Source organism: Streptomyces sp. NBC_00510 (assembly GCA_036013505.1).
Taxonomy (GTDB): Bacteria; Actinomycetota; Actinomycetes; order Streptomycetales; family Streptomycetaceae; genus Actinacidiphila.
The window spans coordinates 6,613,834-6,627,227 of the sequence record CP107851.1 but is presented as its reverse complement, the minus strand read 5'-3'; the positions used below and the strand labels follow the sequence as shown (position 1 = coordinate 6,627,227).

The window sequence follows — 13,394 nt, the reverse complement described above, 5'->3', positions numbered from 1 at the left end:
GGCAGGGTAGGGTGTGCTTTCGCGTGTCCAGCGGGCGTGTAGCTCAGCGGTAGAGCGCTGCCCTTACAAGGCAGATGTCGGCGGTTCGAAACCGTCCACGCCCACCAGTGAGAAGACCCCCAGCCGGTCATGGCTGGGGGTCTTTGACATCCAGATCCGACATCAACGGCCACGCTCACTCACGGCCGGGACGCCTCCGCAGCAGCCGGTCCATGTGGCTGACGGCTTCACGCTGGGTGTCCTGCACGACGTGCGTGTAGACGTTCATCGTGACCGCGATCTGGCTATGGCCCAGGATCTCCATCACCACGCGGGGCGTGACGCCGGCCGCGGTGAGAAGCGTGGCGCAGCCCTGCCGGGCGCCATGCAGCCGGATCACGCGCAGGCGGCGTTTCCCGCCACGCGCGTGAACGAGCGGTACAGGTTACGCGGCTCGACGGGCCGCCCCGTGTGGGTGGTGAAGGGTGGGCTGCGCTTCCCGGCTCCGCCCTCCCAGGACAGCCATGCACGGCGCCGGCGCCTCCACACGCTCGCGGAAGCGGTCGCTGCGGCAGAAGTCACCGTTCCCGGCCCGATCTCGTGACGGTAAGGATTTCCCGCAGCACGAGATCGGTCGAGCAGACCGCAACGGCCGTCCCGCCCATGAATCGCATCGAGAGGGTCACCAGCACGGATGCCGTGCCACTGTCGTGCCGGAACGGGCGGGGAGCCAGGGGGACTCTCGGTGCGCAGAGGGAGGCGCCACCCACTCCATCCGAAGTGGGAAATCCACAGGTCAGGACGGGGTGTCGGCGTCCTGGGTGGAGGTCGCGAACGCCTCGGGGCCCTGCTCCGCCGCTGCCGGGTCCATCCACATGACCTGCCAGCCGTGGCCGTCGGGGTCGAAGAAGCTGCGTGAGTACATGAAGCCGTAGTCCTCGGCGTCATCCGCCTCGGAGCCGCCCGCCGCGAGTGCAGTGGCGCTGACCGTGTCGACCTCATCACGGGACGACACGCTGAAGCAGTACAACGCCAGCGTGTGCGTGGTGGCGTCGGCCATCGGCAGTTTCGCGAACTCCGCGAACTTCTCGCGGCTGAGCAGCATGACGAAGGCCTGCTCGCCGACCAGCATGCAGGCTGCGGACTCGTCGGTGAACTTCGGGTTGAAGCCGAACCCGAGCTTGGCGAAGAACGCCTTGCTGAGTTCGAGGTCCGCTACGGGGAGGTTCACGAACAGCATGCGGCCGGGGTGCGCGGGAATCGTCATGGTGGGTCTCCAGTCGGTGGCTCGATGGCGTGCGTACTGATAGACCGGCCCGACCGGCGGAACTCATCGGTGTGCCTTCGCCCACCGCGTCGAGTTGACCTCCAAGGCAAGGCGATCAGCCACTGGATCGGCCGAGTCTCCACCCGCGTGACAACGCCCAACACCGGCGGACGACCGCCCAGAGCATGCCCGGTGGGCGTGAGGTGAGAACCGCGCAGGCGGCCGTCCCGTCCGGCCGTAGCCGAACGGGACGGCCCACCGGCGGGGGCGTCAGCTCTCCTGCGGATGGGGATCAGATGACGGTCAGCGTCAGGACCGCCGTGTACGTGCCGGGCGGCGTGGAGGTCGGTGCGTCGAAGTCGAGCCCGGCCCCGGCATCCGCGGTGCCGGGGCCGATGCCGGTGGCCAGCGTCCGGGACTCCTTGAGCCCGTTGCCGTCGCCGGGGACGACCGGGGCGCCCGGCGTGATGGACGGGACATTGCCGCGGTCGGCGATCGCGGGGGCCCAGGTCAGGCTGCTCCCGTCAATGGTGCTTCCGGTCGGGCCGGTGAAGTCGCCGACCTGGCCGGATACCGTCCAGCCGATGTTGCCGGAGCGGGTGTCGGTGACGGTGACCGGGGTCATCTGCCCCGAGGTGTGGAGGAACTCGCCCGACGGGTCGAGCACCGGACCGGGCAACTCGACGTGCGGGTCGCCCGCGACGGAGATCAGCAGTGCCCCGGGCTCGAGGGTCGTCGTGATCGACTGCGACCGGCCGCCGGGGGCGGTGCCGTCGCACGGAGTGCTGCCCACCCGGTCGCAGGGGGACGGGTAAGGGGCCGTCAGGGCGAGGGTGTTGGTGCCGTCGGTGGAGAAGGTGGGGTTGTGGCAGCTCTTGATGTCGATGCTCTGGACGTCCACGCCGGGAATCCTGCGGACCTGGTTCAGGGCCGCTTGCACGAGGTTGATGGGCAGCGGCGAGTAGCCCAGTTTGTCCACGTGCTGCTGCCCCTGGCAGAGGAAGTAGTAGGCGAAGGCACCGAGGGACTCGCCCTTCTGAAGGGTGAAGTTGTGCTCCACCTTGGTCGGGACGATCGCGTAGCTGTAGCCGGAGAGAGGATAGGCGCGCGGGTCCGTGCTGTTGTAGACGCCGTCGAGGGCCTGCGTGAGGTAGTCGGGCCAGGAACTGTCCTCGTTGGTCCGCGCCTTCAGCAGCGCGACCGCCACGTTCTGCGCGGTGGGCGCGACGTAGTACCCGGCCTTGTTGAGCACCTTGGCGACCGGGAACCTGGTGGTGAGTGCCGCGTAGGAGTACTCGACGTAGGTGATGGTGCCCACGTTGCGGGACTGCGCCACATAGCCGGAGACGCCGTTCGAGCCTGCCTGGCGGACGAAGGTGCCGCCCGGCACGGCCGGGTAGACCGACGCCGTCCCGCAGGGGGTGCTGCGGCCGGCCCGGCGGCAGTAGTCGTCCCACAGCGACGGGTACTGCTTGCTCATCCATGCGCTGAACTGCGCCGTGGTGCCGGATCCGTCGGAGCGCACCACCGGGACGACCGGGCGGGCGGGCAGCGTGGAAGCGAGCGCGGGATTGTCGGCCTTGATGGCGGGATCGTTCCAGGTCGTGATCTGTCCGGTGAAGATCTTGGCGATGACCTCGCCGGACAGCCGCAGGTCGGTGACGCGCCGGCTGCCGATGGTGAGGTTGTACATGAACGACGTACCACCGGCCACGATCGGCATGTACGCGTACTTGCGGGACGGCGGCGGGTCGGCCACGCCGGAGTCCTCGAGGCCGTAGGGGATGTCGGAGACGGCGAAGTCCACCGTGCTGTTGCGGAAGTGGTTGCGGCCGTCCGACGAGCCCGTGCCGTTGTAGCTCACGCGCATGTCGTACTGCTGGACGTTGGCCGTCCACTGGTCGAGCGCGTTCTGGCTCCAGGTCGACCCGGCGCCCGCGATCGGCACGTGTGTCGCGGCGGTCGCCGGGGTGGCGCCGAACAAGAGGACGGCAAGAAGGGAGAGCGCGGTGACGATTCTCGGGCGGGCGAGGAGTGCCGGAGGCGGGCCGGGCATGGCGGGTGACTCCTGGTCGGTGTGGGTGCGTGCGGGCCGTGGTGGTGGGGCGGTTGCTCGGTGCCCTGGGCGGTGACCGGAGGACCCGAGGTGGGCTCGCCTGCTCATGCGTGCTCGACGTCCCGGCGCGGGCCTGCACAGACCGGTGCCGCTGATCGCCGACCGCTTCCCATGAACCGTCGTTCCCCCCTGTCGCGGGGCACGGTGTCCGTGCCCGCAGCGCGATCGACGGCCGCCCCCTGAGCCTTGATCGCATCGCGTAAGCATGCGCGGATCGCCGCAACCCAGGGCGACGGACAGGCGAAGGACGAACAGCGAACGCACCAACGCCGAGTCCGCGGTGATCCGGGGCTCTGACGGTAGGCGACCGGATCCGCCCGCCCCGAACGGCTGATGAGGGAACAGAAGGCCTCGCCGCCGGTGACGTGGCCGAGCCAGGCTGAGGTGACAGCAACGTCTCATCCTCGACCGGGGTTGGAGGCGCTCCGTCCAGGTCGACGCCGCGCTCAACTCGATGTACAGCACCCGGCGTCAACTCAGTGGCCTACTGCGCTACAACGGCCCAGCACCGAGGCGCACCACCACGGACGAACGCTGACAGTCCGAGCTTGGTCGCTGAACCGCTCCTCAGGGCCCCGAGCTCGATGTACACGCGTCCGGGCCGGTCACCAGGCCACACCGGCGTGTTCAGTTCGTGCTGATGCTCCGGGCCTTGGCCACGAGGCTCGGGGGCAGACCCGGTCCCGCGCACGCGTAGTCGATCAGCTGGTCCCGGTAGGAGGTGTTCGCGAGCTCCGGCGCCAGGGCGATCAGGTCCCGCAGGTCGTCGGACGAGCCGGACAGGCGCGTGCGATAGGCGGCACCCGCCGCGCGCAGGGAGGCTTCGTGCGGTTCGTTCTGCAGACCCTGTTCGACGAGGGCCACCGCTGCGGCGAAGTCGCCCTGCAAAGCACGTACGTCGGCAAGGTCCAGGTAGAGGGACCAGTTGGTGGCATCCAGTGTCAGGGCCTGCTCGAAGGCCGCCGCAGCTTGGTCCAGGTCGCCCATCGCGAGCCAGGTGTTCGCTCGTGCGACCTCGGTCCACATGTCCCGATCGACGGCATCGGCGCGGTCGCACAGGGCGAAGGCCAGTTCGTCAGATCGCCGGGTGCGGAAAGGGAACCAACAAGGCAGGCCCCGCCAGTCACGGTGAGCCCAAGCGGACACGCTCCATCAGCCGTTTCCGTCGCCACCGGGGCGTGCGTACATGCCTGCGCACCGCCAACTGCCCTGACCTGGGCAGATAGCATTCCCCGCCATGAGACGTTCATTGATCGCGCTGGGTACCGCGGGGGCGATCGCTCTTGCCGTGGGCGGCTACGCAGTCGGAGCGACGCAGCAGTCGCGGGCGCCGGAGCCGTCCGTGACGTGTGAGCAGCCGAGGCAGGAGTTCGGGGCTCGGGCCGCGCAGATCCGGAAGCAGCTTCAACGGGAGGAACAGACGGGGGAGATCGATGCCCAGCAGAGCACCTTCGACACGACGCGGGCGAAGATTCTCAGCGTGATCGTGGAGCAGAATCCAACCTGCTTCAAGGCTGGGACTCGTGCAGCAGCCGCGGTCCTGCAGCAGCATCCCTCCGAAGGCGAAGCCGACGTGGCCGTGTGTGATCTCACCGGCATCGAGCCCGATTCGTGCTGGGTCTCCGTCGACTGATCTGCCTGTACCTGCGCCCGCCTTTGCGCCTTCGCCGCAACGCAGCTACTGGCGGCGGTAGTTCACATCAGCTCCTGGGCACTCCGCACGGCAACCGCGGCTCGCTCAGCCGCCTCGGTGCCGGTGCCACGCGGCGGCCGCGGTCTGCATCCTGGCTGTCCACTCGTTCGGGGAGTCGCCGGCGATCTCGTCCCCTGAGCCGGTGCTGGGCTCGCGCGAACGTGTCGAGCTCAAGTCCGGGGGCGGCGGCGAACGCGGGGTGCTCGGCGGACAACTGCTCGGCCTGCTCGGGAGCGGAGGCGATGAGCCAGATGGCCCACAGGGCGGGGTCGATCCACCCGGCGCCTCGGGCGGCCCAGGCCCAGTCGACGAGCCGGGCCCGTCCGGCGATGAGGACGTTGTGCGGGTTCCAGTCGGTGTGGAGCAGCCGGTCCCCGGTGAACAGCTCGGCGTCATCGCCGGCGTAGGCCCGCATCCGGTCCGGCATGGTCCTGAGCGGCAGGTCGGGTAGCGGCAGGCCCGCGAGGGTCTGCATCGCGTCGGCGACGAGGGCCAGGTGGGGCGAGCCGGGGGCGTAGTCGGCGTGGGGGCCGTCGAGGTCCTCGAAGCCGAGGAGGTCCCAGCCCGCGCACTGGGTGTGCCAGAGGAGGGCTGGAGCCGGCGGCGTGACGTGCGGGGCGATGGCCGCTTCGCGTTCCTGCGTCCACGCCCGTGGATGCTCGAGCCGCAGTCCCTTGACGAAGACGGCGCCTGTCGCCGTACGGATACGGGCCGCGATTTCGGAATTGAGGCCCGTCGGGACCGGCTCGGCTTCCAGCACCGGCCCGGTGTGCTTCTCGATGACGGCCAAGACGTCGGCGGGGACCTCGGTGAAGCGGTGCGTCGTCATGGTCGGAGGGTTCCAGAATGGGCCGGAGGGGGCCACGCCGTGCACACGGCACGGCTTCCCCCGGTGACGGTCCGTCGCAGGGTTCGCCTGCCCGGGCCCCTGCACTGCGCCGGTCGGCCGAGCACGCGGAGCTTCGTGGCGCAGTTGGGGGGCCGCCAGGCGTGGCCGGGGCAGGCGTACGGGCTCCGTCGGCGGGCCGGCTCACCCGTTTGCCGACGGGCGCTTCACCCACCTGGCCGCAGTGCTGGTGGTGCTGGGGTCTGTCCGTGGCTCGTCGTGCTTCCATCCCGTCAGGAGGCACACATGATGCGTGAGGACCGACAGCAGGACACCCACCCGCAGGCGGGTGCGTCACGGCGGCATCTGCTCGCCGCGGCCACTCTGGCGCCGATGCTGGGCGGGGCGATCTCCGCGTGCGCGCCAACCGGAACGTCGAAACAGCACAACCACCCGTCGGTCATGCCCGTGCGCACCGCTCTGACGGACTGGAAGGACGTGTCCGTCGCGCTCGGGCGGACGGGCGACATCAGGCGCGAGTTCATGTACCACACGGGTCTGCCGCGCCGGGACCTCAAGGTGGTCTCACAGGGCGTCACCGTCAAACCGGGGCTCGCCCTGGGCTCGCACGTGTCCTTCGTCCGCTACGCCGACGGGAACACGCTGCTGATGGGCGACGTGGTGGTCACCGAGAAGGAGATGCAGTCGTTCGCCGACGTGCTGCACGAGCGCAAGATCGAGCAGACCGCGATCCACAAGCACCTGCTGTCGCAGGACCCGGAGATCTGGTGGGTCCACGTCCACGCGCACGGCAAGGACCCCGTGGCCATCGCCACGGGGCTGCGTGCGGCGCTCGACCGGACCGGCGCCCCGCCGCCGGGGCGGCCGGACCACACGGTGCCGCGCAAGCTCGACATGGACGTCGCCACCATCGACAAGGTGATGGGCATCAAGGGCGGCATCGACGACGGGGTCTACAAGAACACCTTCGTGCGCCGGGAGACCATCACCGACGCCGGCATGGTCCTGCCGCCGGGCCTCGGATCCACCAGTGCGATCAACTACCAGCCGCTGGGCAACGGCAGGGCCGCGGTCAGCGGCGACTGCGCCATGATCGCCAGTGAGGTCCAGGACGTCCTGGCGGCTCTCAGGCGTGCCGGGTGCCAACTCGTGGAGCTGCACAACCACGGGCTGACGGACGAACCGCGGCTCTTCTTCGTCCACTTCTGGGCCGTCGGTGACGCGGTCAAGCTCGCCAAGGGGATCCGGAAGGCGTTGGACGCCACCAACGTCAAGGGTATGGCGGTGGAGATCGGCTGACGCCCGACCGGCAGCGGGTACGGGTGGCCCGACCGCCGCTCCGCGCGGGAAGTCCGTTGCGGCTGCGGCGGTCGGCTCCGTCCGCCCTCGTTGTACCGTCTCCCACAGACGATCACGGGGAGGGGCGACGGGGATGACCAGACGGTGGTACACCGCCCTGGGCGTGAATCTGCTGCTGGGGATCCCGGGCGTGGTGCCGATCTGGATGCTCTGGTACCTCGCCGCGAACTGGCCGCTCGCCGACCTGGGTCTGACCGTGCGGGAGCCGACGGAGAACGACGGCATCCTGCCCGGGCTGCTGCTCTTCGGGCCCGTCGTGCTCCTCTACGCCGTGCTCTGGTGGGTGGCCAACCGGCCCCTCGCCGTCCGGACGGCGCTCACCGCACGCACCTACTGGCTGCTCAGCGTCCTGGGCACGTTGCTGCCGACGGCGGCGCTGATCGCCAACTCCTGATCCCCCGAGCGCCCGCAGCCCCGCAGCCCCGCAGCCCCGTCGCGGGGCGGCTCCCCCGCGGCAGGACATCGCGCGCTGCGGGTCAGGCAGGCGTCCGGACCGCGGGTCCGGAGGGGGCGGGCTGGGGGGTGACGCGGCGGCGGCGGGTGGGGAGGCCCATCGTCGGGTTGGCGACGCCCCAGGCGGCGCCCTTGCAGATCAGTTCCTTGTAGAGGGCGGCGAGCCGTCCGGTCAGGGCCGCGCTGACCGCGCGGTCGTCGGCGGTGACGTACTGGATCAGGCCTTCCTTGCGGCCCAGCGAGATGCACTGGTTGAAGTACCGCAGTGGGGCGTTGGGGAGCTTGCCGCCGGTCAGGCGGGCCGCGATGGCGTCGGCGGCCTGCCAGGCGGTGGGGATGCCCGAGGCGCACGACATCCGCAGCGGCTTGTCGCCGGGGCCCATCGCCAGGGCGGCGTCGCCGATGGCGTAGACGTTCGGGTGGGAGACCGAGCGCATGGTGCCGTCGACCACGATCCGGCCGGTGCCGGTCGTCTCCAGGGTGGTGGCCCCGGCGATCGGGTGGACGGCGAAGCCGGTGGTCCACACGGTGACCGCGGCCGGGATGGAGGTGCCGTCGGAGGTGGTGACGTGGTCGGCCGCCACGGCGGTGACGGTGGTGTGCTCGTGAACGGTGATGCCGAGCCGGTCGACGACCTTGCGCAGGTGCCGGGCGCCCTTGGCGGAGAGCCAGTCGCCGAGGCCGCCGTGGGCGGCGAGGGCGACGGCGAGGTCCGGGCGGGCCTCGGCGATCTCGGTCGCGGCCTCCAGGCCGGTGAGGCCGCCGCCGACCACGAGCACGGGCCGTCCGGCGTCCAGGGCGGCCAGGCGCTCGCGCACCCGCAGTGCCCCGGGGCGGCCGGCGATCTCGTGGGCGTGCTCGGCGGCGCCGGGGACGCCCTGGTCCTTCCAGCCGCTGCCGAGGGCGTAGACGAGGGTGTCGTACGTCAGTTCCCCGGCGCCGTCCGCGCCGTGGACGGCGACGGTCCTGCGGTCGGGGTCGACGCCGGTGACCTTCGCCGCCTTCAGTGCGACGCCGGTGCCCGCGAACATCTCGCCGAGGGGCCGGGTGGTGAGGTCCTGGCCGGTCGCGAGCTGGTGCATCCGGACGCGCTCGACGAAGTCGGGCTCCGCGTTGACGAGGGTGATGGCGACGTCCTCGCGGTGCAGCCGCCTGGCGAGGCGCCCGGCGGCGCTGGCTCCGGTGTATCCGGCTCCGAGGACGACGATGCGGTGCTGCATGTCCTGGCTCCTGTCTTCTCTCCAGCGGGTTCGCCCCTTGAACCGGGCGGCCCGCCGTTTCCTGACAGGAACGTGATGTGAAGCACGTCACACCGGGGTCAGAAGGCGTGGAGCAGGGGTTCCCCGTGGTCGCCGGCCGCCCATCGGCCGGTCGCGCGCCGGAGCTTGTCGGGGTTGACCTGGTTGCGTACGGCGGCGATGCCCTCGGCGGTGACCTCCAGGCACATGACGCCGACGACCCGGCCGTCGACGACCGCCACGACGGCGGGGCCGCCGTTGGCGGCCGTCGCGTGGATCTCGGCCGAGCCGCCGACCAGGGCACGCTTGGCCGTGCCGGGCTTGAACAGGCCGCGCAGGAACTTCGCGACGGCGAGCGCGCCTTCGAACGCCTTCGCGCGGGCCGGGACCTTCCCGCCGCCGTCGCCGACCGCGACGACGTCCTGGGTGAGCAGCCGCACGAGCGGCTCGGTCCGGCCGCTGGTGGCGGCCGCCAGGAACTCCTCGACGACCCGCCGGGTGGCCGCCTCGTCGACCTCGGTACCGGCCTTGCGGGCCTTGCCGTCCGCGATGTGCTTCCTGGCGCGGTGGTGGATCTGCTGGCTGGCGGCCTCGGTGATGTCGAGGATCCCCGCGATCTCGCGGTGCGGGTAGTCGAAGGCCTCCCGCAGCACGTACACCGCGCGCTCGTTGGGGCTGAGGCGCTCCAGCAGGACGAGGACCGCGTACGAGACGGATTCGCGCTGTTCGGCGGTGTCGGCCGGGCCGAGCATCGGGTCACCGGCGAGCAGCGGTTCGGGGAGCCACTGGCCCACGTAGGTCTCGCGCCGGGCCCGGGCCGAGGTCAGCTGGTTGAGGCACAGGTTGGTGAGCACCTTCGTCAGCCACGCCTCGGGGACGTCGATGCGGTCGACGTCGACGGCCTGCCAGCGCAGGAAGGTCTCCTGCACGGCGTCCTCGGCCTCGCTCGCGGAGCCGAGGAGCCGGTAGGCGACGGCCTCCAGGCGGGGCCTGGAGGCCTCGAACCGGTCCACGTCGTGCAGGGTCAGGGCCATGGCCCGGATCCTAGCCCCGCGTCCGGTGTCCGGTCAGTGGGTGATGTCGAGGCGGACGACCGCGCCGATCTCCACGAGCTGGTCGGGCAGGGCCAGGTCGGACACGCCCATGACGGTGCTGGTGGGGCGGTGGTCGCCGCAGTAGGCGGCGTGCAGGCGGGCGACGGTGTCGAAGTGGTCGCGCAGGCCCCTGACCAGGACGGTGGTCTCGACGATCTGGTCGCGGCCGGCGCCGAAGTGCTCCAGCACGCGGTCGAGGTTGTCGAGGGTCGTGCTCATCTGGAGCTCGAAGTCGCCGGTCCCGATGAAGGTTCCGGCGCTGTCGTGGGACAACTGACCCGAGATGTAGAGCGTGTCGCCGGCCTGTACGGCCTGGCTGTACCCGTAGAGCGATTCCCACGGCATGCCGAAGTTGAATTCCCTGGACCGAACGGTCACGGTGCCCTCCTCGTCGTCGACTGGACCGGCCCCGCGTGGACGGGGGCCGACAGCTGAGACCGGAGCCGTCGTGGGGGTGTGACAGGAGCGGGGCGAGGGCGGCCCGCCGGCCGGAAGCCCCGTGGCGGTTCGTCACGGAGCTTCCGGCCGGTCGGGGTGTGCCGCGGTCGGTGGGGCGGGGAGGCCTCAGCGGAACGGGAAGTACCCGCCGCCGAAGCCGCCGACGGGGACGGCCACGGGGACGACGACGACGGGGACGAAACCGCCGTAGAAGTTGTTGCCGTAGAACCCGTTGCCGCGGAAGCCGCCGATGCCGCCGAAGCCGCCGCCGAAGCCGCCGCCGCCCTGGACGTAGCTGGTCGGCGCCGTCTGGAGGGCTGAGGTCGTGATCTGTGGTGCCGCTTCGGCGGTGCCCGCCGCGACGACGGCGAGCAACGGTGCCGCCAGCGCTGCGGCGACAGTCCGGCGGACGGTGATGTTTGCACGCATGTCAATCTCCTTCGTACGTGAAGATTGGTGGACAACGGCCGTGCCATTTCCGACCGTCGTCGAACCGGCTTCGTGTGCCTGGAGCCGGTAGGACGAGGGGCACGTGACCCACGCGTTCTCGCTCACCGGGCAGGGACGCCGTGATGCAAGGCGGCAAACGCCGAGGACATGACCGTGACACGGGTGGGGCCCGTAGTCAAAAGAAAGCGCCCCGGCGCAGCGTCGCGGCGGGCGCTTCTTCGCAGGTCAGGGGCTATGCGAGGGCGCCGTGGGAAATCTTCCGGGCGCCGGGGGCGGGCGTTCACCCACCGGCGGCCCTTGGCCAGGACCCGGGGGTCACGGTCACCCTCCGTCGCCGGCGGTCCGGCCCGCGCCCGGCCGCGTCACACGATCGCCGGGTCCGCCTCCTCGCGCGCCGTCCACGAGGGGCCGTCCGGGAGGGCCGTACTCGCTTCTCCGGTCCCGCGCGACGGGAGGACGACCACCGAGGCGGCGGCCGGCGTGCACAGGAGCCGATCGGCCGCCCGGTGTCCTGCGCCCGCGCGGCGGTGGCACTGCGTTCGTTCGTCCTTCATCTTTCCGTCGCGCCGGGTTGCGGCGGGGCGCGCACTCTTGCGCGATGCGATCGAGGCACGGGGCGGGGGTCGTACGGACGCGCCGTGACGGGCGGAGGGGACCGGGAGTGACGCGAGTGAACGGGGCGGCGGTACGCGGAGGTTGTCCGCGGGTGCGCCGACGGGGCCGGGTGCGGGGGGCCGTCGCCTCGGCGGCGGCGGTGCTCCTCGTCTCCCTGGGCACCGCGCCGCCCGCGCACGCGGCGGCAGGCGCGCCGGTCGCCGGGGCCGGTTCGACGTGGGCAAACGGCCCGCTCGACCAGTGGCGGTACACCGCGGGCAGGTCCGGCCTCGGCATCGTCGGCTACTCCGGCACCGGCTCGGCCGACGGACGCAACCAGTTCCGGAACGGCACCGTGGACTACGCGGTGTCGGACCTGCCGTACGGCCTGACCGAGGGCGGGGTGACCGACCGGCCGCCCGCCAGGCCGTTCGCCTACGTCCCGGCCGTGGTGGGTGGCATCGGCTTCCACTACAACGTGCAGGTCGACGGCGAGCGCATCACGAACCTGCGGCTGTCCCCGGCGACGGTGGCCGGGATCTTCACCCGGGGCATCACCCGGTGGGACGACCCGGCGATCCGGGCGGACAACCCGGGGACCCGGCTGCCGGACGTCCCGGTCGTCCCGGTCGTCCGCGCCGACGCCAGCGGCACCACCGCCGCGCTGACCCAGTGGCTGGCCGACCGGCAGCCGGCGGTGTGGGGCGCCTACTGCGGCGCGGCGGGGCGCGGCGCGGGCTGCGGCGCGACCTCGCTCTTCCCGACGGTCCCCGGGGACGTGGCCGTGGCGGGCTCGAACGGCGTGACCGGCTACGTGGCGGGGCACGCGGGCAACGGCGCGATCACGTACGCCGAGTCGAGCTACGCGCAGATCGCGCGCACGGTGATGGCCAGGCTGCTCAACCGCGCCGGCTACTACACCTCCCCCACCCAGGGTGGTGTGACGGTGGGTCTGGCCACGACCGCGTCCGACCCCTCGGGCACTCGTCAGGCCCGCCGGCGCCTACACCGACCCGGACCCGCGGACGTATCCCCTGCCGATCGTCGGCTACCTGATCGTCCCGACGGCGACCGATCAACGCTTCTCGACGGCCAAGGGGCGGACGCTCGCCTCGTTCGCCTCGCTCGCGCTGTGCGAGCAGGACGCGTCGGCGCGCCTGGGCAACTCCGTCCTTCCGCCGAACCTGGTCGGCAAGGGCCTGAACACCGCGGCAGGCATTCCCGGTTCCACGTCCGGCGACGTCGACGCCTCGGGCTGCGCCGCCTCGGCCGCCGAGGCCCTGCGGAGCGCTCCGCAACCGCGGGCGTGCGACCGGCTGGGCGTCCCCTCGTGCGAGAACACGGCCCCGGGAGGGCACGAGCAGTCGATCACGACGATCGTGGAACCCGGGGCGCTGGTGATCTCCATCGAGGGCAGCCCGCGCGTCGTGCTGCCGGGTCCGGTGCTCGACGCGTCGGGTGAACACCTCCACGCCTCGGGGCGGATGACCCCGGTCACCGTCACCGACACCCGTCCCGGGAGCGTCGGCTGGACGGCCTCGGGACAGGCCGGCGACTTCGCGGGCCCGTACGGCACCGGCATCCCCGCGAGCAGTCTGACCTGGGCTCCCGAGGTCGTGGACGCGGGCAACGTCCGGGGCGTCACGGCGGGCCCCCCGGTACTCCCCGGCGACGACGGCGGGCTGGGGCGGGCCCGGACCCTGGCCACCGGCGCCGGCCCCGGCACCGCCGACGTGGGGGCGCGGCTGGACCTCGACGCGCCCACGGACACGCGGCCCGGCACCTACACGGCGGTCCTGACGCTCACCGTCATCTGACCGCGGCCGGGACGCCGGGCACGGACGCGGCCGGGGACGGGCGACGGCG

At 71.7% G+C, this 13,394-nt stretch carries 13 protein-coding genes, 1 tRNA gene and 2 pseudogenes; 6 read left to right on the top strand and 10 right to left on the bottom strand.

Annotated elements, in window-relative coordinates; all coding sequences use genetic code 11:
* Positions 1-32 precede the first annotated feature (32 nt).
* Positions 33-107, top strand: a tRNA-Val gene (locus tag OG937_29880).
* Between the two features lie 68 nt (positions 108-175).
* Here OG937_29880 and OG937_29875 read toward each other — a convergent pair.
* From OG937_29875 to OG937_29860, 4 genes and pseudogenes are all read right to left on the bottom strand, one after another.
* A pseudogene (locus OG937_29875) lies at positions 176-462 on the bottom strand (tyrosine-type recombinase/integrase).
* Positions 463-775: 313 nt separating this feature from the next.
* The gene (locus OG937_29870; protein ID WUD75600.1) at positions 776-1,246 is read right to left on the bottom strand and encodes a glyoxalase; all 471 of its coding nucleotides are present in this window, start codon (positions 1,244-1,246) and stop codon (positions 776-778) included.
* Between the two features lie 292 nt (positions 1,247-1,538).
* Positions 1,539-3,302: a phosphate ABC transporter substrate-binding protein PstS gene (gene pstS / locus OG937_29865; GenBank protein WUD75599.1), complete on the bottom strand. Its 1,764-nt coding sequence runs from the start codon at positions 3,300-3,302 to the stop codon at positions 1,539-1,541.
* A 687-nt stretch (positions 3,303-3,989) separates the two neighbouring features.
* A complete protein-coding gene (locus OG937_29860; GenBank protein ID WUD75598.1) occupies positions 3,990-4,388 on the bottom strand; it encodes a tetratricopeptide repeat protein in 399 nt (132 codons plus the stop codon).
* Positions 4,389-4,599: 211 nt separating this feature from the next.
* Here OG937_29860 and OG937_29855 point away from each other — a divergent pair, with 211 nt between their 5' ends.
* Entirely contained in the window at positions 4,600-4,995 is a 396-nt protein-coding gene (locus OG937_29855) for a hypothetical protein (protein WUD75597.1), read from the top strand.
* Positions 4,996-5,100: 105 nt separating this feature from the next.
* Here OG937_29855 and OG937_29850 read toward each other — a convergent pair.
* Positions 5,101-5,884, bottom strand: a pseudogene (locus OG937_29850) (aminoglycoside phosphotransferase).
* Positions 5,885-6,187: 303 nt separating this feature from the next.
* Here OG937_29850 and OG937_29845 point away from each other — a divergent pair.
* Together OG937_29845 and OG937_29840 are read left to right on the top strand one after the other, a co-directional pair.
* A complete protein-coding gene (locus tag OG937_29845) occupies positions 6,188-7,201 on the top strand; it encodes a DUF1259 domain-containing protein (protein WUD75596.1) in 1,014 nt (337 codons plus the stop codon).
* Positions 7,202-7,334: 133 nt separating this feature from the next.
* The gene (locus OG937_29840; protein ID WUD75595.1) at positions 7,335-7,655 is read left to right on the top strand and encodes a hypothetical protein; all 321 of its coding nucleotides are present in this window, start codon (positions 7,335-7,337) and stop codon (positions 7,653-7,655) included.
* An 82-nt stretch (positions 7,656-7,737) separates the two neighbouring features.
* Here the strand turns inward: OG937_29840 and OG937_29835 are convergent, their stop codons facing one another.
* From OG937_29835 to OG937_29815, 5 genes are all read right to left on the bottom strand, one after another.
* The gene (locus OG937_29835) at positions 7,738-8,934 is read right to left on the bottom strand and encodes an FAD-dependent oxidoreductase (protein WUD75594.1); all 1,197 of its coding nucleotides are present in this window, start codon (positions 8,932-8,934) and stop codon (positions 7,738-7,740) included.
* Positions 8,935-9,032: 98 nt separating this feature from the next.
* Positions 9,033-9,986: an RNA polymerase sigma factor SigJ gene (gene sigJ / locus OG937_29830; protein WUD75593.1), complete on the bottom strand. Its 954-nt coding sequence runs from the start codon at positions 9,984-9,986 to the stop codon at positions 9,033-9,035.
* 33 nt (positions 9,987-10,019) lie between these two features.
* Positions 10,020-10,424 carry a RidA family protein gene (locus OG937_29825; protein WUD75592.1) on the bottom strand — a complete coding sequence of 135 codons (405 nt, stop codon included), beginning with the start codon at positions 10,422-10,424 and terminating at the stop codon, positions 10,020-10,022.
* Between the two features lie 186 nt (positions 10,425-10,610).
* A complete protein-coding gene (locus OG937_29820) occupies positions 10,611-10,913 on the bottom strand; it encodes a hypothetical protein (protein WUD75591.1) in 303 nt (100 codons plus the stop codon).
* Positions 10,914-11,296: 383 nt separating this feature from the next.
* Positions 11,297-11,488, bottom strand: coding sequence for a hypothetical protein (locus OG937_29815; GenBank protein WUD75590.1), 192 nt, complete (start codon positions 11,486-11,488; stop codon positions 11,297-11,299).
* Between the two features lie 152 nt (positions 11,489-11,640).
* Here OG937_29815 and OG937_29810 point away from each other — a divergent pair, with 152 nt between their 5' ends.
* Together OG937_29810 and OG937_29805 are read left to right on the top strand one after the other, a co-directional pair.
* Positions 11,641-12,990 carry a substrate-binding domain-containing protein gene (locus tag OG937_29810; GenBank protein ID WUD75589.1) on the top strand — a complete coding sequence of 450 codons (1,350 nt, stop codon included), beginning with the start codon at positions 11,641-11,643 and terminating at the stop codon, positions 12,988-12,990.
* On the top strand, positions 12,926-13,345 hold the full coding sequence (locus OG937_29805) for a hypothetical protein (protein WUD75588.1): 420 nt from the start codon (positions 12,926-12,928) through the stop codon (positions 13,343-13,345). Before OG937_29810 ends, OG937_29805 begins: the two co-directional genes overlap by 65 nt.
* Positions 13,346-13,394: the final 49 nt, after the last annotated feature.